We start from the raw sequence: 19150 nt of genomic DNA on the forward strand, positions 1-19150 counted from the left end.
TCAACTTGCCTGCAGCAAGTTATTAGACGGTGAGTCAAAAACAATTTGCGCTTGTAAATCAACCAGCCCGGAAAACGCTGTTACTGGATCGACCTTTAAGTGAATGGAATCATAACGACGGTCATGCGGAATAACCTCTCCAGACAATGAGCGACTGGCAATACCCACGGAAACAAAATAGTCCCCTTCGAACAATCTTAATGGTAACGATACAGAGAAAATGCCATCCATCCCTGGTTGAGCAATATCCAATACTTCAGACCCTTGCTGCTCTGTGTTCGTGTTGTATATCGTAATGCCTTCTTTGGTTTTTACGGCAAAACCAAAAATTGGGCGTACAACAACCGCCAAAAAACGAACACGCAAGGCCAGAGTTAGATACTGCCCGCTAATTAAGGTATTTGGAAACTGACTACCATTGACGAAAGCAGCAAAATCAACCAGTTCAGCAGCCCTGTCTCCCCAACGATATTCAGAAGGGTTGTAATACGGACGGGCCTCAAAGCTTTTATCCAGATCTGCCAAAGCAGTATGGTTAGACGAAATAATGGGTACAGCTTTGGGTACAGCTTCTAGTTGGGTAACTACATCAGTTTTCACTTCAACAACTGGCTTGCCAAATAGTATATCCAGGTAGCGGTTAACGACTTGCCGAGGAAGGCCAGTCGCCACCATATGGCCACCATCAAGCAAAATAGCTGAATCACAATGTGACACAATTTGCTCGGTCGCGTGGGTGACCAATAGGATGGAGGTTCCGTTCTCTTTCAGCTTTTTCAGACGTGCGAAGCATTTGGCTTGAAACTTGGCATCTCCTACCGCCAGTGCTTCATCCACAATAAGTACCTCTGGCTCTATCTGCGCTTGCACCGCAAAAGCCAAGCGAATCAGCATACCGCTCGAGTAAGTACGGGTCGGTGCGTGCACGAAATCGCCAATATCAGCAAATGCCAATATATCGTCGATACGAGCATCAGTTTCTTCTCGACTCAAGCCTAGAAGAGAGGCATTCATATAGACGTTTTCCATACCAGTAAATTCCGGATTGAAACCCGCTCCCAACTCCAGCAACGCTGCCACGCGACCGTTTACCGTGACCTCTCCGTGAGAGGGGTCCAGCGTTCCAGTGATTATTTGCAATAGAGTAGACTTGCCCGATCCATTTTTACCTACTACCCCGACCGTCTGCCCACGCGGAACTACAAAATTAATATCGCGTAAGGCCCAGAATTCTTTATGTAATGCTACCTTGCCCTTTGAAAGCGCATGAAACAGACGGTGGTGCGGCTTTGACCAGATATTAAAGCACTTGGCGACGTTACTTACTTCTATAGCATTCATATCAAAGTACATCCGCAAAACCGCGCCGCGTTTTCTGAAACCAGGCAAACGCAAGAGTCGCAAGTACAAGACTCACTAAGGAATTCATCCCTAACGCCAGGAAATCAGGGCGGAGGCCTTGCACAAAGACCCCACGAGCTTGTTCAATGAGACCAGCCAAAGGATTTAGCATAATCAATCCTTGGAAACGAGGAGGAATCGCACTAATCGGGAAAAAGATCGGGCTCAGGAACATTAGAATAGTGATGAAAACGGTAACGATTTGCCCTACGTCGCGAAAATAGACTCCCAGTGAAGATAAAAACCACGACGACGCCAAACAGAGGAGACACACAGGGATCAGCACTAGTGGGTAATACAGTGCAGTCCAGGGAATGCCAACTCCTGCGATGACCATGAAAATCACCAAGACTGCAATGCCAATCAACACATTGAAGAGCGCAGCCCCCAAACTGACGAAAGACAACACTTCCAAGGGAAAAATGACTTTTTTAACGTAGTTCGCATTACCGAGAATCAAGTTTGGTGCACGCGTAAAACAGTCAGCAAAAAGATTGAAGAGTATCAAACCGCAGAACAAGACAATGGCAAATTCAGCTTTACCGCCACTCATACCTCCCCACTTAGCTTTGAAGACCACGCTGAATACAAACGTGTATATGCCAAGCATCAACAGGGGATGCAGAACGGCCCAGACCATACCCAGCATCGAGCCGCGATAACGGCCCACAATCTCGCGGACGATCAAACTCTTGATTAGCCCCCTGTTGCGCAAAAAAGAAGCCACCAGTTCTGCTGGGCCAAGCTTGTATTCTTTCATTTTTCCAACCGAATCGACACAGCACTCATACCGCGCCGTTTGTTAACAAGCATGTTTTACCTCGGCGCAGTCCCAATCGTACCAACACGCCATCACAAAATTCAGAGGGCCCTAGAGAAGGCTATCAAACGAAATATTCTGCGAGAGCGAAAGCGGATGCTTCAGCATCCTTACCAGAAACCACGGGCTGTACCTGCAGGGGCCAGTCGATGGCCAATGTCTTGTCATCCCAGCAGATAGCCCGCTCGTACTCCTTGGCCCAGTAATCCGTGGTCTTATACAAAAATTCGGCGTATTCGGAGGTGACAACAAAACCATGGGCGAACCCCTCTGGCACCCACAATTGCCGCTTGTTTTCGGCACTTAAGGTCTCGCCCACCCATTGACCAAAGGTAGGCGATGATTTTCGTAGATCAACTGCAACATCAAAGACCTCGCCAAGCGTCACCCGCACGAGTTTGCCTTGCGCCTGTAGTATCTGATAGTGCAGACCCCGCAGTACTCCCCGGCTGGAGCGTGAATGGTTGTCCTGGACGAAGTTGACTGTACGCCCTATTGCTTGCTCGAATCGAGCATGGTTGAAGCTCTCAAAAAAGAAACCCCGGTCATCCCCAAAAACTTGGGGTTCGATTATTTTTACGTCCGGAATGGCAGTGTCAATCACTTTCATTAAAAAACCTTATCCTTCAATATCTTCAGCAGATACTGACCATATCCATTTTTCTTGAGAGGCTGTGCCAGCTTCTCGATTTCGGCAGCACTTACCCATCCGGCATGGAATGCAATTTCTTCTGGGCAACAGACTTTCAGCCCTTGGCGAGATTCAATGGTATGAATGAACTGGCTGGCCTCAAGCATCGATTCGTGCGTGCCCGTATCCAGCCAGGCATAGCCGCGACCCATGGTTTGCACTTCCAGTTCACCACCGTTCAGGTACGCAGCATTCACATCCGTGATTTCAAGTTCACCACGGGGTGAAGGCTTAATACTCTTGGCAATTTCGACCACTTTATTGTCATAAAAGTACAAACCAGTTACCGCATAATTCGACTTAGGAGTTTGCGGTTTTTCTTCGAGGCTAATCGCATGGCCAGCAGCATCGAACTCAACCACGCCATAGCGTTCCGGGTCATTTACTCTGTACGCGAAAACAGTTGCTCCGCTCGTCTTGGCGGAAGCGTCCGCCAACAGACCAGCAAAATCGTGTCCATAGAAAATATTGTCGCCAAGCACGAGTGCGCAATCATCGTTACCAATGAATGATTCGCCAATGATAAAGGCCTGAGCCAAACCGTCCGGGCTGGCTTGTACAGCATATTGCAGGTTGATACCCCACTGGCTGCCATCACCTAACAGTTGCTCAAACCGGGGGGTGTCCTGGGGGGTGGAAATCACCAAGATATCGCGAATGCCCGCCAGCATCAGCGTGCTAAGCGGGTAATAGATCATAGGCTTGTCGTAAATCGGCAGGAGCTGCTTGGATACCGCAAGGGTCGCCGGGTAAAGGCGGGTACCAGATCCACCTGCGAGGATGATCCCTTTTCTGGAACGAGTCGTCATTGCAAAATTCTCAAATCATTAATTGAAGGGTTCGCTGCAGCGTATCGCGCCATTCAGGCAAGGCCAGACCGAAAGTGGTACGCAACTTGTCGGTCGATAGCCGGGAATTGGCTGGCCGAGGCGCTGGCAACGGGTAGCCGGACGTGGGAATCGGCTCGATGTCGCTGGCTTTTAACTTAAGCGCAGCTCCCAAGGCGCGTGCCTGATCGACAACCTCAACCGCATAATCACGCCAGTTGGTTTCGCCTGCAGCGGCCAAATGGTAGATTCCATAGGGGAAAGCGTCTGTGCTCTTGGCGTGCAGATACTGTCCGACAACCTGGGCAGCCACGTCTGCAATGACAGACGCAGCGGTAGGTGCGCCAAACTGGTCCGCAACGACTTTAAGGCTTTCGCGCTCACCCGCCAGACGGAGCATGGTTTTGGCAAAATTATTGCCATGAGCACCAAAAACCCAGCTGGTGCGAAAAATCAGATGCCGCGCACCTGAGGCAGCAATGGCCTGTTCACCGGCCAGCTTGCTTTGACCATAAACCGAGCGGGGACCAGTCGCATCAGACTCAAGATACGCCCCGGCTTTGTCGCCGTCATACACATAGTCGGTAGAGAAATGCACCAGCAGTGCGCCTGACTTTACTGCCGCTGCGGCCATGACGGCAGGAGCAGTGGCATTGATGGCAAATGCCAACTCTCTTTCCGTTTCTGCACGATCCACTGCGGTATAAGCAGCCGGATTTACAATGACGTCCGGCGCATATCTGTCCAGCAATGCAGCAACCGCATGCTCGTCAGCGAGATCACACTCATCCCGTCCAACGGCAATGACCTCACCCAAAACGGAAAGGCTGCGCAGCAATTCAAAGCCAACCTGCCCCTGCTTTCCTGTTACCAGAATCCGCGTCATTTCAATTTCCGTATTGCTGGTTGACCCAGTCACGATAGGCACCACTGGTCACATTCTGGACCCATTCCTGGCTATCCAGGTACCACTGTACGGTTTTGCGAATGCCGCTTTCGAATGTCTCGGTCGGTTTCCAGCCCAATTCATCCGCCAGCTTGGTTGCGTCAATGGCGTAGCGGCGATCATGACCGGGGCGGTCGGTTACATAGGTAATCTGGCTAAAATAGGACTGACCATCCTCGCGCGGGCGCAGTTCGTCAAGGATGCTGCAAATATGCTGCACCACATCCAGATTGGCTTTCTCGTTCCAGCCTCCCACATTGTAGGTTTCGCCCAACCGGCCGGCCTGCAGGACCCGGCGGATGGCGGAACAATGGTCCTTCACGTACAACCAGTCGCGGATTTGCTGGCCGTCACCATAAATAGGCAGCGGTTTCCCAGCCAAGGCATTAAGGATAACCAACGGAATCAGCTTTTCCGGGAAGTGGTACGGGCCATAATTATTGGAGCAATTGGTCGTCAGTACCGGCAGCCCGTACGTGTGATGCCATGCACGGACCAGGTGATCTGATGCGGCTTTGGAGGCCGAGTAGGGGCTATTCGGCTCGTAGGCATTGGTTTCACGAAACGGGTGATCGTCAGCGCTGAGCGTGCCGTACACCTCATCGGTCGACACATGCAAGAACCGGAACGCTGCGCGCTCTGCTTCCGGCAATGCACTCCAGTAGGCACGAACCGATTCCAGCAAATTAAAAGTGCCAACAACGTTGGTCTGGATAAAATCGCCTGGGCCGTGGATTGACCGATCAACGTGCGACTCTGCCGCAAAATTCACTACCGCGCGCGGGCGATGTTCTTCGAGCAGGCGAGCGACCAGTTCACGATCACCAATATCGCCATGCACGAACGCATGCCGAGCATCGCCCGCAAGGGACTTGAGCGTATCGGCATTGCCCGCATAAGTGAGCTTGTCGAGATTGATGACGGCTTCGTTGCTTTCAGCCAGCCAGTCGAGAACAAAATTACCGCCGATAAAGCCGGCGCCGCCGGTGACCAGAATCATAATTTCAATGCGTCCATGGTATGGATAGAAACCGACAGAGCGTCATGTGCGCATGCTCTGTCGTAAAACCAGAAATGATCAGATATTTTGACAAAACTCGCCAGCAATACGCTTGTGAATCTGACAATTCAAAACAATCTGTGGTTATTTAGCGATATCAATAACGCGCCATCGCCGGCTCAACCTCGCCCGCCCAGCCATCCACCCCGCCCGCGAGGTTATAAACATGGCCAAACCCTTGCCGCTCCAGAAATACGCCGACTTGATAGCTGCGCATACCGTGATGGCAGATCACCACCATCTCTGCATCTTCATCCAGCTCCTGAAAACGCGACGGGATTTCATTCATCGGCAGGGGCTGGCTGTTTTCCAGGTGGCACATGGCAAATTCCCATGGCTCACGCACGTCGAGCAAAACCGGATTAGTTCGGGTTTCGTCCGCCAGCCAGGCGGCGAGGTCACGCGCGGATAATTGCTGCATTTGTTACTTTCCAGATACATGTGACTGCATAAAAAAGGCGTGGCACGCAGCCACGCCCTTGCGTTGTCGAGCAACCCGGCCTTAGAAGTGGAAGGCCGGTGCCACCGGTGCGTTTTTCATGCGCGGCAGGTTGTACTCAAACAGCTTTTCTTCGCTGAACGCGCCATGGTCAACGCGTTTTACCAGCGTTGCGCTCATGATTGGCAATTCGCCGACGATCGCGATCAGGCGACCACCTACGGCCAGTTGATCTTTCAGCGTAGCAGGCACAGAGGCAAAAGAGCCAGTGGCGATGATTACATCGAACGGCGCTTGCTCAGTCAGGCCATGCACGGCGTCGCCAACGATAACGCGAGCGTTGCGCACACCTGCGGCGGCCAGATTGGCTTCCGCTTGTGAGGCAAGGGCCGGTTCGATTTCGATGCCGTACACGTTGGCGGCCAAACCAGCTGCCAGCGCCATCAGATAGCCGGTGCCAGCACCAGCAATCAGCACCTTGTCGGCGGGCTGCAGTTCTACTTCTTGCAAGAAGCGGGCTTCGACTTTCGGTGCCAGCATGGTTGCGTCATGGCCGATAGGCAGTTCGGAATCCACAAAGGCCAGCGCCCTTTTGTCGGCCGGCACGAAGTCTTCGCGTTTGACCGTCAAAACCCGATCCAGCACCTTCTGATCCAGAACGTCCCAAGGACGGATTTGCTGTTCTACCAGCAAGTAACGGGCATGTTCCCAATCCATATTTTCACCTTGAATTCGGCCGCAAACCGGCGCGCGCACTATCAAATTAACTTGCGATTATCGCATAAAGTTAGTACCTTGCCACATAGAGTTTCGCTAGGGGTTCCGCTGTATTTGGCGGATGAGAGAGTCCCTTTGCACCTGATCCGGTTCACACCGGCGTAGGGAAGCGAAGCCGCCGTCCCCTCTGGCATGGCGTCTTTTGCGCATCCCCGCGCCCTTTTCATACAAGGAAGACGCCATGAATAATCGTGCAGATTTCACTGCAGCCCAGGCCCATGTGGACGAAGCTGCCATCCAGCCGCTGCCCAATTCCCGCAAAGTGTATGTCCAAGGCAGCCGCCCGGATCTGCGCGTGCCCATGCGCGAGATCAGCCAGAACGATACGCCGACCGCGTTTGGCGGCGAGCAAAATCCACCCATCACCGTGTATGACTGTTCCGGCTTGTACACGGACCCAACCGCAACGATTGATGTACGCAAAGGCTTGCCCAGTGTGCGCGGCGCGTGGATTGAGGAACGCAATGACACAGTCTTGCTGGATCAACTGACCAGCGACTTTGGCCGCATGCGTGCTGACGACAAGACGCTGGACGAACTGCGCTTTGAGCTGCATCGCCAGCCACGCAAGGCCAAAGACGGCGCCAACGTGTCGCAAATGCATTACGCCCGTCAAGGCGTCATCACGCCAGAAATGGAATACGTGGCGATCCGCGAAAACATGCGCCGCGAAGAATATATGCAAAGCCTGCTGGATATCGGCGGTGACAAAGGCAAGCGCATGGCGGATCTGATGCTGCGTCAGCATCCCGGCCAGAGTTTTGGCGCGTCCATCCCGGCCAAGATCACCCCCGAGTTTGTACGTGACGAAATCGCCCGTGGCCGCGCGATTATCCCCGCCAACATCAATCACCCCGAAGTCGAGCCAATGATCATTGGCCGCAATTTCCTGGTGAAGATCAACGGCAACATCGGCAACTCAGCCGTCACCTCGTCCATCAATGAAGAAGTCGACAAGATGACCTGGGGTATCCGCTGGGGCGCGGACACCATCATGGATTTGTCCACCGGCAAGAATATCCACGAAACGCGGGAGTGGATTCTGCGCAACAGCCCGGTGCCGATTGGCACGGTGCCAATCTACCAGGCGCTGGAAAAGGTTAACGGCAAGGCCGAAGACCTGACTTGGGAACTGTTCCGCGACACGCTGATCGAGCAAGCCGAACAAGGTGTGGATTACTTCACCATTCACGCGGGCGTATTGCTGCGTTATGTGCCGCTCACCGCCAACCGCATGACCGGCATTGTGTCGCGTGGCGGCTCGATCATGGCCAAGTGGTGTCTGGCGCATCACAAGGAGAACTTCCTCTACACGCATTTCGCCGACATCTGCGAAATCATGAAGGCCTACGATGTGAGTTTCTCGCTGGGCGATGGCTTGCGTCCAGGTTCGATCTGGGATGCCAACGACGAAGCCCAGTTGGGCGAATTGCGCACGCTGGGCGAGCTGACCCAGATTGCGTGGCAGCACGATGTACAGGTGATGATCGAAGGCCCGGGCCACGTGCCGATGCAGTTGATCAAAGAGAATATGGACCTGGAACTGCAAGACTGTTCCGAAGCGCCGTTCTACACGCTGGGGCCTTTGACCACCGATATCGCCCCCGGCTACGACCACATCACTTCCGCCATCGGTGCGGCGCAGATTGGCTGGTACGGCACGGCGATGCTGTGTTACGTGACACCGAAGGAACACCTGGGCTTGCCGAACAAAGATGATGTCAAGGAAGGCATCATCACCTACAAGCTGGCTGCACACGCTGCAGACCTGGCCAAGGGCCACCCAGGCGCGCAGATTCGCGACAATGCTTTGTCCAAAGCACGCTTTGAATTCCGCTGGGAAGACCAATTCAACCTGGGTCTCGATCCGGACAAAGCGCGTTCTTTCCACGATGAAACGCTGCCACAAGAAGGTGCCAAACTGGCGCACTTCTGTTCCATGTGTGGTCCGCACTTCTGCTCAATGAAGATCACCCAGGACGTGCGCGAATACGCAGCGCAGCAAGGCATCAACGAAGCGGAAGCGCTGAACAAGGGTATGCAAGCCAAATCCATCGAGTTCGTAAAACGCGGCGCCGAGGTTTATCACAAGGAATAACCCACGTCCGGGCCCGTCTACCGGGCCACGAGTGAGTCACAAAATGAGCGCTGCGGCGCTCATTTTTTTTGCGCGCTCAGCCAAGCTGGCATGAAGTGCCTTTCAACTACAGGATTGCTCCGTTAGTCGTGATTTTTTGTAAGCTTTATGCTTTCCATATTGAAATATTCCAACGCCACAGCGGAGTTCTTTGAGAAGGATCAGTGTTTACTTATAGATAAACAGTGAAGTTAATGCTTGACTCCTTGTATTGCATTGCACAAAAATTACTAACAACAGGGACAAACTTGTCTCCTATAGTAAATAAACTTCAATGCCATTTTGCGCCGTCAATATCCAACAGGAGCAAGCCATGTCTGTTTATCCAGTCGTTCTATGTGGTGGTAGCGGTTCGCGGCTGTGGCCAATGTCGCGTGGTGGGTATCCCAAGCAATACCTCAAGCTGACCGGCAAAAACAGCCTGTTGCAACAGACTGTGGAGCGTTTAAAGGGCATTGCCGAGGTTAATCCGCCGCTATTGATATCGCATGAAGAGCAGCGCTTTCTGGTGGCGGAGCAAGTGCGCAAAGTGGATGTCACGCCACAAACCATCGTGCTGGAGCCCGTCGGCAGAAATACGGCGCCTGCCGTCGCCATCGCCGCCTTGCTGGTCACCGAGAAAGACCCGGAAGGATTGCTGCTGGTACTACCGTCGGATCACGTCATCCAGAACGAGACAGTTTTCCACGCCTTGGTCGCGCAAGCGGCAACGGTGGCACAGATGGGCAAGCTGGTTACCTTCGGGATCAAGCCAACCTCGCCACAAACCGGTTATGGCTATATCCGCCGCGGCGCGTCGCTCACTACCGATGGCGCTTATCACGTTGACGCTTTTGTAGAAAAACCGGATCTGGCCACTGCTGAGCAATTCCTGGCGGCAGGCAGCTACTACTGGAACAGCGGTATGTTCATGCTCAAGGCCTCGGTCTATCTGGATGAGCTGCGTCGCCTGCAACCAGAAATGCTGGTCAACGCCCAGCTGTCGCTGGAACGCAGCATGCGCGATGGCGACTTCACCCGGCTGAACAAAGACGCCTTCACCGCCTGCCCGTCTGATTCCATTGATTACGCGGTGATGGAGAAAACCACGGAAGCCGCCGTGATTGAGGCCGCCGATCTGGGCTGGAATGACATCGGCTCGTGGAGTGCGCTGGCTGATATCGGTGACAAGGATGATGATGGCAACGTGGTGCTTGGGGATGTGCTGACCGACCAGGTTAGCGGCTCCTACATCCGTGCGGAATATCGCATGATTGCCGCCATCGGCCTGAAGGATATTGTGATTGTCGAAACCGCCGATGCCATTCTGGTCGCGCACAAAGACAAAGTGCAGGACGTCAAAAAGATTGTGGAGCGGCTCAATGCCTCCAAGCGCTCCGAGTCGATCACGCACCGCAAAGTGGTACGGCCGTGGGGGTCATACGAAGGCATCGACAATGGCGATCGCTTCCAGGTCAAACGCATTATCGTCACCCCGGGCGCGCAACTGAGTCTGCAAATGCATCACCACCGCGCGGAGCACTGGATCGTGGTCAAGGGCACGGCGCTGGTGGATAACGGCGATCAGCACATCTTGCTGACCGAAAACCAGTCCACGTATATCCCGCTGGGTGTCACGCACCGCCTGAAAAACCCTGGCAAGATTCCGCTGGAATTGATCGAAGTGCAGTCCGGCCCATATCTGGGCGAGGATGACATCGTGCGCTTTGAAGATACCTACGGCCGGGTAGAAGCGCCTGCGGTGATCAAATGAGTGGCGGTAGCTTGCGTTGTTTCAAGGCCTACGACATCCGCGGCCGGCTGGGCGATGAGCTGAACGAAGACATCGCCTACGCCATTGGCCGCGCGTATGCCCAGTTTCTGCAGGCCAGACGGGTGGTGATCGGTGGGGATGTGCGTACTTCTACCGATGAGCTCAAAGCCGCGCTGGCTAACGGCTTGATGGATGGGGGTGCCGATGTCATCGATATCGGCATGACCGGCACTGAGGAAGTCTACTTTGCCGCGTTTCATCTGGATGTAGATGGCGGCATTGAAGTCACTGCCAGCCACAATCCGATCGACTACAACGGCATGAAGCTGGTCAAGCGCGGTGCCCGTCCCATCAGTGGCGATACCGGCTTGAAAGAAGTGCAACACCTCGCCGAAACGCGCAACTTCGCCCCTGCGCTCCGGCGCGGCACGTTAACCCGTCAAAGCATCCTGGATGCGTACATTGAGCATCTGCTGGGTTATGTCGATCTGGCAACACTCAAGCCGCTCAAACTGGTGGTCAACGCCGGTAATGGCGCTGCGGGCCACGTGGTCGATGCGCTGGAAGCCGCGTTTACCCGGTTGCATGTGCCGATCACGCTCATCAAGGTGCATAACGAACCCGACGGCACCTTTCCTCATGGCATTCCCAATCCACTACTGCCGGAATGCCGCGCCGATACGGCCAACGCAGTCAAAGCGAACGCCGCCGATATGGGCATTGCCTGGGATGGCGACTTTGACCGCTGCTTTTTGTTTGATGAACGCGGCGAATTCATCGAGGGTTATTACATCGTCGGTCTGCTGGCCGCAGCGTTCCTGGCACGCCAGCCTGGCGCCAAAATCATCCATGATCCGCGCCTGACCTGGAACACCATCGACGTCGTGAAAACCGCTGGCGGCATACCGGTGCAAAGCAAGACCGGCCACGCTTTTATCAAGGAGCGCATGCGCCAGGAAGACGCCATTTATGGCGGCGAGATGAGCGCACATCACTACTTCCGCGATTTTGCCTACTGCGACAGCGGCATGATTCCGTGGCTGCTGGTGTGCCAGTTGCTGAGCATCACCGGCGAGCCTTTGTCGGCGCTGGTGGCAGATCGCATTGCGCGCTTCCCGTCATCCGGTGAAATCAACCGCAAACTGGCCGATGCACCCGCAGCCATCGCCGAGATTCGCCGCCGCTATGAACCTGAAGCACTGGCGGTGGATGAGACCGACGGCATCAGTCTGGAGTTTGCTGACTGGCGCCTGAATCTGCGCTCGTCCAACACCGAGCCCGTGGTGCGGTTGAATGTGGAGTCACGCGGTGATCCGGCACTGATGCAGCGCCATACCGACGACATCCTTAAGGTACTAGATGGCTTTGCACTCCAGCCAACCGAGGCAGCAACACACTAAGCACTCAGGCCTTTGCGGGCACGACATGCGGCATGGGCGCTTTGAAAATGCCCCATGCCGCCAGCAGCAGCAAACCGATCGACACCCAGGCGGCCTCGCGCAGGCCGCTTATGGTTTGCGCGGCATCTCCGTTGGCCAAAGACCCGAACACCGCCACTCCAATGGCACCTGCGGCTTGCCGGGCGGCGTTCAGAACCGCCGACGCCGTGCCGGAACGCTGCTTGGGTACGCTGGCCAACACGGTGGTGGTCATCGCTGGCACTGCCAGTCCCATGCCGGTCGGGATCAGCAAGAACGCCACAAACAACAACGTGTGTGAGCTTGCTCCGGCCACACTGAGCAGCAACAGAAACCCTGCCGCATCCAGCGACGCGCCCAACAAAATCGGCAAGCGCCGCCCGAAGCGGGCCATCACCCAGCCGCTGATCACATTGGACAAAAAGAACCCGGCGGTGAGCGGCAGAAACGCCAGTCCGGCGTGCAAAGCGGAATATCCCAACACGCGTTGCAGATAAAGGGTGAGCACAAACAACATGCCGTAATAGGTCAGATTAACCGCCATACCAAATAACACGGCCGCGTTGAAGGTGCGATTACGAAACAGGTCGAGTGGGATGGTCGGCTCAGGCACGCGCTGCTGCACTCGAAGAAACACGAAACCGAGCAAAAACGCCAAGGTAAATCCGCCCCAGATAAATGGATGACCAAAACCCAAGGGGCGGGCCTCGATCACGGCGGCGATCAGTGCGGTAAGTGCCAGCGTCACCAGTATCTGGCCAGTCCAGTCGATGCGATGGGAGTGCGCGTGGCGTTCGGTTTCCGGCAAACGCAGGCCCAGCAACATGCCAGCCAGGCACAGCGGTAGATTGACGAAGAAAATCCAGCGCCAGCCCACCGTATCCATCAGCAACCCGCCAATCACCGGCCCGGCGGCAATCGAGATGCTACCCGCCGCAGTCCACCAGCCAATGGCCCGGCCGCGTTCAGTGGGCGCATCAAAAAATACGTGGTTAAGCAATGCTAGCGAATTGGGCAGCATTACCGCCGCACCCAGGCCCTGCAATGCCCGGGCGGCGATCAAACTCAAAGAATCGGGTGCCAAGCCACACAGCAAAGAAGCCACGCCAAACACGGCAAAGCCCATCACAAAGCCACGGCGACTACCAAAACGATCGCCCAGCGCACCAGCCGACAGCATGAAAATCGCAAATGCCAAGGTATAGGCATCGACAATCCATTGCAGCGTGGCCACTCGGGCCGAGAACTCGGTCGCGATATGCGGCAGCGCGACGTTAACGATGGTCACATCAAGCTGCCCCACCACAAAAGCCAAGCTGGTTGTACCAACGACAAAAGAAAACCGGGGCGAGGCTGGATTCATGAGTGACTACTGTGGAGTGGGAACAAGAGCTTTAGAACGCCGGAGACGGCGATTGAACATGAGTGGCGTCAAACGCGGCCACGGTGTGGGCGACATCGCGCAGCTATGACGCAGGCATAAAGGGGAAGTTACCAAGCCGATTTGTCATCGGTCAAGCGCAGATCTGCGGGCAATATCCGGTTTCTCTCCCACAACGATCTGCGCTCTTTGCAGTTGGCTCGTTTGATACAGCCATCAACGAGGTCTGGATCAGTCTTCTACCAAAACGGCTTCCGGGCCGTTTTTCTTGACCGACTCGATGCCGTTTTCTTGCGATGCCTTGCTGTTGTACAGCTCGCTCTTGCCAATGACCTGGTGATTGGCCGCCTTGAGTACAAAGTAGGGATGCCCGTCTTTGCTTTCTTTGCGCTCGTAATTGTCGTCATCGGCGGCGTTTTTGCGCACCGACTCGATCCCGTTGAGAGCCGAAGCCTTGGCATGATATAGCTCGCTGGTCAAAATGATCTGACCGTTAGCGGCATGTAGATTGAACATGTACTGGCCATCTTTGGCCTGTTTCAAATGGAATTTGCCTGACATGGTTGTTCCTTATCTGCTTATGAACCAGGAATCAGCGGTAAGGCCACGGCGCTTGTGCCCGGATCAATTGGCACTCAACGCCAGCGGCTGGGGTGCGGGCAAAAAAACCCTACCAGGTCAGTATTGGAACAAGCTGACGCATTTTTAAAGTTTTTAGCTGCATCAAAAGCAAAAAACCTGCAGCCGCTGATGCAGCATGCAGGTTTTGTGTGGGCGTCGGTGGCAAATCAGGCTTGCAGTTGTTCCATCACCTGGCGCAAACCGTCGATTTCGTCGGCTTCCAGCAACTGGGTAATCAGTGGCTGGATTGCGGCCAGATCAGTCGACAACACCTGTTCTTTCACCTTGAGCAACCGCGCCGGCAACATGGAGAAGCGGCGCAAACCCAGCCCCAGCAGCAAACGTGTCAGCGCCGGGTCACCTGCCATTTCGCCGCACATCGAGATCGGCTTGCCGACGCGATTGCAGGTACTGATGACGTGATGCAACAAGCGGATTACTGCCGGATGCACCGGGTCATATAAGTGCGAAACCGCATCATCATTACGGTCAACGGCCAAGGTGTACTGGATCAAGTCGTTGGTACCAATGGAAGCGAAATCCAGGTGGTGCAGGAAATGCTCCACCGTGAACGCCGCCGCCGGGACTTCGATCATGCCACCCAGCTCAATCTGTTCATCAAACGGAATACCTTCCGCGCGCAGCTGGGCTTTGACTTCTTCCAGATGGCGACGGGTCTGCTTGACCTCACCGACGTGCGACAGCATCGGCACCAACAGTTTGATCTTGCCGTGTGCCGAAGCGCGCAGCAGTGCGCGTAACTGGGTGCGGAACAGCTGTGCTTCGGCCAGGCACAAACGAATGCCAGTCAAACCCATCGCCGGATTAGGCGCGTCAGACTCCTCCTGCCACTTGGGAATCTTGTCTTTGCCCAGATCGATGGTGCGGATGATCACGGGCTGTCCGGCCATTTGCTCGGCCACAGAACGGTAGGCCTGGTATTGCTCTTCTTCAGTCGGCAGATCGTCTTCACTCAGGAAGAGGAATTCCGAGCGGAACAGGCCGATACCGGTGGCGTGGTTTTCCAGCACCTGGTCGGTGTCTTCCGGCAATTCGATATTGCCGAACAGTTCAATCTCGATGCCGTCTTGCGTCACCGGCAGACTGGTCCGGATGTCCTGCAGTTTGGCCTGGCGGACAGTCCATTCATCTTGGCGAGCGCGGTATTCGGTCAGCGTGCGTTCGTCCGGATTGACGATCACCACGCCATTCACGCCGTCAACGATCAGTAGTTCGTCTTCATGAATCAGCGAACGAGCATGGCGCAGCGCCAGCACGGAGGGTAAATCCAGGCTGCGCGCCAGAATGGCGGTATGCGAAGTCGGGCCGCCGACATCGGTAATGAACGCGGTGTATTCGCTGTCTTTGAACAGCACCATATCGGCGGGCGAAAGATCGTGCGCCACCAGAATGGAATCGCGATCAGTCGGTGCCGGGGTGTGCATGGCCATGTCGTGGCCAGCCAGCGTTTTAAAGATACGCTCGGTCACCTGAATGACGTCGGTGCGCCGTTCTCTCAGATACTCTTCTTCGATCTCGTCAAACTGCGCCAGCAGGGCATCAAGCTGCAACTTGAGCGCCCATTCGGCGTTGCATTTGCGTTTTTCGATAATCTCGCGCGGCTCAACCGACAGTGTGTGATCGTTGAGCAGCATGATATGCAAGCTGAGAAACGCACCGAGTTCCGTGGGCGCGTTATCCGGAATGCTGCCCCAGAGCATTTCCAGCTCCTGGCGGGCAGTCTTCACCGCCGAGTCGTAACGCGTTACCTCGCCGGCAATATCTTCCGGGCGCACCGTGTAATGCGCGATCTCGATATCGGTATGCGATATGAGGTGAGCATGGCCAATGGCAACCCCGCCGCCAATGCCGATCCCGTGCAAGGTAAGGCTCATTACGACTCCAGTACCGAGAAATGAACCACCGTCACAGCCTGTTGCTGCACGGTGGATGGGGTTTATTCGCCTTCGCCGAAATAATCGGCGATCAGAGCTTCCAGCGCATCCAGTGCGTTCTGGTCGTCCGGGCCGGTGGTTTCGATGGTCACCGTGCTGCCTTTGCCCGCCGCCAGCATCATGACGCCCATGATGGATTTCGCGTTGACACGCTTCTGGTTGCGGCTGATCCAGACTTCACTTTGAAACTGGCTGGCCAGTTGGGTCAGCTTGCTGGACGCACGGGCATGCAGCCCAAGTTTGTTCACGATTAAGAGTTCTTTTACCGGCATGACACATCAACCCCTGATCAACCCTGTGCCGCATTGGGCAACATATACAAAACGCCTTCCAGTCCACCGGTGATCGCCTTGCTCACGACGATTTCCAGCGGCTGATGGCAATAAGTCAACGCGCGCACCAGCATGGGCAGGTTGACCCCCGCCACCGCTTCCACGCGACCGGGCTGGATCAGCCGGTTGGCCACATTGGATGGTGTGCCGCCGTAAATATCGGTCAGCAACAATATTCCCGAGCCATCATCGAGCATCTCGATCAGGTCATGCGCTTTGAGTACCACGTCGTCCGGGTCTTCGGTTTTGCTCACCGAAAGCTGGCCGATATTGGTCAATGGCCGACTCATGATGTGCTCGGCACACGAGATCAGCGCTTCGCCAAGCGATACGTGCGTGACGATGATGATACCTACCATTCAGGACATTCCTTGTGCATGACCACCGCAGATTCAGGCACTCCCCCCATAAGCGAGCTGGCCGAATCCGTCTTGTTCGAGCGCGGCAGACACACAAGGCCCTGCCGCAACCTTGTGATCATACCTGACGTCCGTTTCCTGAATTTATAACCGAATTCCCTTATGCATTGCAGCAATCAAATAAGCGACAACTCAGGCGGTATCAACGCAGCCGGTAAATGTGTGGCGGTGCCTGCAACCACTGCACGCGGCTTTGCATGGATGGCGTGAGATAAACGCTGCCGTCATTGCCCACGATCAGCACATCTTTCACGCCAAAGCGGCTGGCGTAGTGCACGGCGGTGTCTTTACCACCAATAAAGACTGGCTTGGTAATAGCATCCGAAATGGCGCCAGCTTCTTGCGAGCTGGGTGCAATCAGCGTGGCCGATTGCATGGTTTGCGCGGGCCAGCCGGTGCGCGGGTCAATCAAATGGCAGTAGCGTTTGCCATCAACCTCAAAATAACGTTCGTAATCGCCCGAAGTGCCGATCGACTCGCCATCACCCAAGGTGATCACCGCCATCGCGCCTGGTTTACGCGGGTGCTGCAAGCCAACTTTCCACGGCGTATCGCCCTTCTTGCCCAACGCCAGCACGTTACCGCCAATATTGATCAGCGCGTTATACATGTGATGTTTACGCAGGTAGGCGGCGGCACGATCCAGCGCAAACCCTTTGAAGCCACCCAAGTCGATATTCACATCCGGATTGGTGCTGGATACGTTCGGGCCGTCAAATTGCAGATCATCCAGCGTCGGTTTCATCGCCACCAGTTGGCGAATCTTGTCCGGGTCAGGCAGCACGGGCGCGAAGGTATCGTTATGAAAGCCCCACGCCGCCACCAAGTCGCCAATGGCCGGATTAAACAACTGGTCCGAGCGCTCGGCATAGCCTTTGGCCTGCTGCAGAATGGCGACCATTTCCGGATCGGCCTGCGCCGCTTCGCCCATGGCAAAAGCGTTATTCAAACGGGTAATGTCAGATGGGTGCCAGGCGTGCAGTTTGGCGTGCAGCCGATCCAGATCAGCCAGAATGGTGGCCGTCGCCGCTTTTGCTTTGTCTTCGTCGACGCCGTAAATGGTGATCTGCACGGCGGTGCCAAAGACATAGCCGTCTTGCTGAAACATCGGCGGTTTGCTGCAACTGGTCAAACCCGCCAGCAGCGCCAGCATGCCCAGCCAGCGCAGAGCGCTAAACAAAGTCCGCACAGACATCAACCCAGCTTGCGTTCGAGCGCGCTGATAAACAATGCAGCCACATCAATGCCGGATTGGTCGGTGATTTCCTGAAAGCACGTCGGGCTGGTCACGTTGATTTCGGTGACATTCTCGCCAATCACATCCAGCCCCACCAGGAACAAGCCTTTGGCCGCCAGTTGTGGGCCAAGCGTTTCGGCAATTTCGCGGTCTTTGGCAGTGAGTGGTCGGGCCACGCCGGTGCCGCCCGCCGCCAGGTTGCCACGTGTTTCACCTGCCTTGGGAATTCGTGCCAGGCACCAGTCCACCGGTTTGCCATCAATAATCAACACGCGCTTGTCACCGTCTTTGATCGCGGGCAGATAGCGCTGCGCCATGATGGTGCTGGTTTCATTGATGGTGAGCATTTCAATAATCGAACCCACATTCGGGTCGTTGGCGGTAATGCGGAAAATCCCCGCACCACCCATGCCATCGAGCGGCTTGAGAATCACGTCGCCATGTTCAGCCAGAAACTCGCGGATGTCGGCACCGCGTTGCGTCACCAGCGTGGGCGCGGTGAATTGCGGATGCTTGAGGATCGCCAGCTTTTCGTTGTAGTCACGTAGCGTCTGGCCGGGGTTGAATACGCGTGCGCCTTGCGCCTCGGCCAGCGTCAACAGATGCGTGGCGTACAGATATTGCGCGTCGAAAGGCGGATCTTTGCGCATCAACACTGCGCCAAAGTCTTTCAGTGCTTCGTGTTGCGGGGCTTCCAGCTCAAACCAGTGCTTGTATTCCTGGGTAGCGGTAAAGCGCAGCCGCTGCGCGTTGGCTTGCACCACGCCTTCTTTCACCCGGATATCGTCGGCCAGCGTGATCCACAATTCCCAACCGCGTTTGTTGGCCTCGCGCAGCATGGCATAGGTGGAATCTTTGTGGATTTTGAACCCGGCTACAGGGTCGGCAATGACGAGCAGGCGCATGAGGGAATCCCGTTATTTCTGGATGACTGAG

Annotated in this window: 18 protein-coding genes and 1 riboswitch; of the genes, 3 read left to right on the forward strand and 15 right to left on the reverse strand. The window is 55.2% G+C overall.

Annotated features, from left to right (window positions below):
* From N7220_RS08585 to N7220_RS08620, 8 genes are all read right to left on the reverse strand, one after another.
* Entirely contained in the window at window positions 1–1341 is a 1341-nt protein-coding gene (locus tag N7220_RS08585) for an ABC transporter ATP-binding protein (protein ID WP_283151035.1), read from the reverse strand.
* A 1-nt stretch (window position 1342) separates the two neighbouring features.
* A complete protein-coding gene (locus N7220_RS08590) occupies window positions 1343–2161 on the reverse strand; it encodes an ABC transporter permease (RefSeq protein ID WP_283151036.1) in 819 nt (272 codons plus the stop codon).
* Window positions 2162–2285: 124 nt separating this feature from the next.
* Window positions 2286–2831 (reverse strand): dTDP-4-dehydrorhamnose 3,5-epimerase, encoded by a 546-nt coding sequence (rfbC, locus tag N7220_RS08595; protein ID WP_283151037.1) that lies wholly within the window; start codon window positions 2829–2831, stop codon window positions 2286–2288.
* Window positions 2831–3721, reverse strand: a complete 891-nt coding sequence (gene rfbA, locus N7220_RS08600) for a glucose-1-phosphate thymidylyltransferase RfbA (RefSeq protein ID WP_283151038.1) — start codon at window positions 3719–3721, stop codon at window positions 2831–2833. The genes rfbC and rfbA overlap by 1 nt, the downstream gene beginning before the upstream one ends.
* 10 nt (window positions 3722–3731) lie before the next feature.
* A complete protein-coding gene (gene rfbD / locus N7220_RS08605) occupies window positions 3732–4625 on the reverse strand; it encodes a dTDP-4-dehydrorhamnose reductase (protein ID WP_283151039.1) in 894 nt (297 codons plus the stop codon).
* Between the two features lies 1 nt (window position 4626).
* Window positions 4627–5685: a dTDP-glucose 4,6-dehydratase gene (gene rfbB, locus N7220_RS08610; protein ID WP_283151040.1), complete on the reverse strand. Its 1059-nt coding sequence runs from the start codon at window positions 5683–5685 to the stop codon at window positions 4627–4629.
* A gap of 157 nt (window positions 5686–5842) precedes the next feature.
* Complete coding sequence (locus tag N7220_RS08615; protein ID WP_283151041.1) at window positions 5843–6166, reverse strand: rhodanese-like domain-containing protein; 324 nt, start codon at window positions 6164–6166, stop codon at window positions 5843–5845.
* Window positions 6167–6247: 81 nt separating this feature from the next.
* Window positions 6248–6901, reverse strand: a complete 654-nt coding sequence (locus N7220_RS08620) for a protein-L-isoaspartate O-methyltransferase family protein (protein WP_283151042.1) — start codon at window positions 6899–6901, stop codon at window positions 6248–6250.
* An 88-nt stretch (window positions 6902–6989) separates the two neighbouring features.
* A riboswitch (TPP riboswitch) is annotated at window positions 6990–7086 on the forward strand.
* A gap of 56 nt (window positions 7087–7142) precedes the next feature.
* On the opposite strand from N7220_RS08620, the gene thiC reads away from it, so the two are divergent.
* The 3 genes from thiC to N7220_RS08635 all read left to right on the forward strand — a co-directional run bounded on the left by thiC (window position 7143) and on the right by N7220_RS08635 (window position 12251).
* Window positions 7143–9059 (forward strand): phosphomethylpyrimidine synthase ThiC, encoded by a 1917-nt coding sequence (thiC, locus tag N7220_RS08625; protein ID WP_283151043.1) that lies wholly within the window; start codon window positions 7143–7145, stop codon window positions 9057–9059.
* Between the two features lie 352 nt (window positions 9060–9411).
* Window positions 9412–10851 carry a mannose-1-phosphate guanylyltransferase/mannose-6-phosphate isomerase gene (locus N7220_RS08630; protein WP_283151044.1) on the forward strand — a complete coding sequence of 480 codons (1440 nt, stop codon included), beginning with the start codon at window positions 9412–9414 and terminating at the stop codon, window positions 10849–10851.
* The gene (locus tag N7220_RS08635; protein ID WP_283151045.1) at window positions 10848–12251 is read left to right on the forward strand and encodes a phosphohexomutase domain-containing protein; all 1404 of its coding nucleotides are present in this window, start codon (window positions 10848–10850) and stop codon (window positions 12249–12251) included. Before N7220_RS08630 ends, N7220_RS08635 begins: the two co-directional genes overlap by 4 nt.
* Before the next feature lie 4 nt (window positions 12252–12255).
* On the opposite strand, the gene N7220_RS08640 is transcribed toward N7220_RS08635, so the two are convergent.
* The 7 genes from N7220_RS08640 to gshB form a co-directional block, all read right to left on the reverse strand.
* Entirely contained in the window at window positions 12256–13632 is a 1377-nt protein-coding gene (locus N7220_RS08640; protein WP_283151046.1) for an MFS transporter, read from the reverse strand.
* Window positions 13633–13881: 249 nt separating this feature from the next.
* Window positions 13882–14211, reverse strand: coding sequence for a YegP family protein (locus tag N7220_RS08645; protein ID WP_283151047.1), 330 nt, complete (start codon window positions 14209–14211; stop codon window positions 13882–13884).
* A gap of 227 nt (window positions 14212–14438) precedes the next feature.
* Window positions 14439–16166, reverse strand: a complete 1728-nt coding sequence (ptsP, locus tag N7220_RS08650) for a phosphoenolpyruvate--protein phosphotransferase (RefSeq protein WP_283151048.1) — start codon at window positions 16164–16166, stop codon at window positions 14439–14441.
* Window positions 16167–16228: 62 nt separating this feature from the next.
* Window positions 16229–16498 carry an HPr family phosphocarrier protein gene (locus tag N7220_RS08655; RefSeq protein ID WP_283151049.1) on the reverse strand — a complete coding sequence of 90 codons (270 nt, stop codon included), beginning with the start codon at window positions 16496–16498 and terminating at the stop codon, window positions 16229–16231.
* A gap of 17 nt (window positions 16499–16515) precedes the next feature.
* Window positions 16516–16917, reverse strand: coding sequence for a PTS sugar transporter subunit IIA (locus N7220_RS08660; protein ID WP_283151050.1), 402 nt, complete (start codon window positions 16915–16917; stop codon window positions 16516–16518).
* A gap of 202 nt (window positions 16918–17119) precedes the next feature.
* A complete protein-coding gene (locus N7220_RS08665) occupies window positions 17120–18172 on the reverse strand; it encodes an FAD:protein FMN transferase (protein WP_283151051.1) in 1053 nt (350 codons plus the stop codon).
* Window positions 18172–19119 carry a glutathione synthase gene (gshB, locus tag N7220_RS08670; RefSeq protein WP_283151052.1) on the reverse strand — a complete coding sequence of 316 codons (948 nt, stop codon included), beginning with the start codon at window positions 19117–19119 and terminating at the stop codon, window positions 18172–18174. The genes N7220_RS08665 and gshB overlap by 1 nt, the downstream gene beginning before the upstream one ends.
* Window positions 19120–19150 lie beyond the last annotated feature (31 nt).

This window comes from Silvimonas soli (genome assembly GCF_030035605.1).
In the GTDB taxonomy this organism is placed as follows: domain Bacteria; phylum Pseudomonadota; class Gammaproteobacteria; order Burkholderiales; family Chitinibacteraceae; genus Silvimonas; species Silvimonas soli.

Coding starts and splice junctions, on each gene's coding strand:
- N7220_RS08660 (WP_283151050.1), bottom strand. CDS start 16,917: ATGGTAGGTATCATCATCGTCACGCACGTATCGCTTGGCGAAGCGCTG.
- N7220_RS08630 (WP_283151044.1), top strand. CDS start 9,412: ATGTCTGTTTATCCAGTCGTTCTATGTGGTGGTAGCGGTTCGCGGCTG.
- N7220_RS08615 (WP_283151041.1), bottom strand. CDS start 6,166: ATGCAGCAATTATCCGCGCGTGACCTCGCCGCCTGGCTGGCGGACGAA.
- N7220_RS08635 (WP_283151045.1), top strand. CDS start 10,848: ATGAGTGGCGGTAGCTTGCGTTGTTTCAAGGCCTACGACATCCGCGGC.
- rfbB (WP_283151040.1), bottom strand. CDS start 5,685: ATGATTCTGGTCACCGGCGGCGCCGGCTTTATCGGCGGTAATTTTGTT.
- N7220_RS08640 (WP_283151046.1), bottom strand. CDS start 13,632: ATGAATCCAGCCTCGCCCCGGTTTTCTTTTGTCGTTGGTACAACCAGC.
- N7220_RS08590 (WP_283151036.1), bottom strand. CDS start 2,161: ATGAAAGAATACAAGCTTGGCCCAGCAGAACTGGTGGCTTCTTTTTTG.
- rfbA (WP_283151038.1), bottom strand. CDS start 3,721: ATGACGACTCGTTCCAGAAAAGGGATCATCCTCGCAGGTGGATCTGGT.
- rfbC (WP_283151037.1), bottom strand. CDS start 2,831: ATGAAAGTGATTGACACTGCCATTCCGGACGTAAAAATAATCGAACCC.
- N7220_RS08620 (WP_283151042.1), bottom strand. CDS start 6,901: ATGGATTGGGAACATGCCCGTTACTTGCTGGTAGAACAGCAAATCCGT.
- rfbD (WP_283151039.1), bottom strand. CDS start 4,625: ATGACGCGGATTCTGGTAACAGGAAAGCAGGGGCAGGTTGGCTTTGAA.
- N7220_RS08655 (WP_283151049.1), bottom strand. CDS start 16,498: ATGCCGGTAAAAGAACTCTTAATCGTGAACAAACTTGGGCTGCATGCC.
- N7220_RS08645 (WP_283151047.1), bottom strand. CDS start 14,211: ATGTCAGGCAAATTCCATTTGAAACAGGCCAAAGATGGCCAGTACATG.
- gshB (WP_283151052.1), bottom strand. CDS start 19,119: ATGCGCCTGCTCGTCATTGCCGACCCTGTAGCCGGGTTCAAAATCCAC.
- thiC (WP_283151043.1), top strand. CDS start 7,143: ATGAATAATCGTGCAGATTTCACTGCAGCCCAGGCCCATGTGGACGAA.
- N7220_RS08585 (WP_283151035.1), bottom strand. CDS start 1,341: ATGAATGCTATAGAAGTAAGTAACGTCGCCAAGTGCTTTAATATCTGG.
- ptsP (WP_283151048.1), bottom strand. CDS start 16,166: ATGAGCCTTACCTTGCACGGGATCGGCATTGGCGGCGGGGTTGCCATT.
- N7220_RS08665 (WP_283151051.1), bottom strand. CDS start 18,172: ATGTCTGTGCGGACTTTGTTTAGCGCTCTGCGCTGGCTGGGCATGCTG.